Origin of the sequence: Brevibacillus sp. MCWH, assembly GCF_013096935.1 — a bacterium.
Lineage (GTDB): Bacteria > Bacillota > Bacilli > Brevibacillales > Brevibacillaceae > Brevibacillus > Brevibacillus aydinogluensis.
Genome location: NZ_SDLF01000183.1, coordinates 1 through 429, shown reverse-complemented (window position 1 = coordinate 429; position 429 = coordinate 1). Strand labels below are relative to the sequence as shown.

General features: G+C 28.7%; 1 protein-coding gene. It reads left to right on the top strand.

Going from position 1 to position 429, the window contains the following annotated elements; translation table 11 throughout:
• A partial coding sequence (locus tag ETC00_RS20545) for a family B DNA polymerase (protein WP_216369611.1) occupies positions 1-429 on the top strand: 429 nt, incomplete at both ends.

The window sequence follows — 429 nt, the reverse complement described above, 5'->3', positions numbered from 1 at the left end:
ATAGAATTACTGAGTATGCTAATGACGAGTTAGATGATTTATGGAATTATTACAAAGAGTTTGTGTTTTATAATCATTTCACATTTGGTAGAATTAATCGCCTAAAAAATGATGTTCGTAAAACAGTAGTTCTTGTAGACACAGATTCGAATATGTTAAACTTGAATCCTTGGATGCAGTTTCTGTACAAGTACATCATCTCTTCAAGTGAAAAACTTATGAGGAGAGATCCAGACCAGTTGAGATTCATTGGTATTAACACAATGTGTTACATTCTAACTAATATGATTACTGAAGTATTAAATAAGTATACTAAGACAGCAAATATTCCTAAAGAGTATAGAGATAGAATAAATATGAAGAACGAATATTTGTTCTCTAGACTTATTTTATCTCCTAAAAAGAAAAGATATATATCAAGTATTAGAT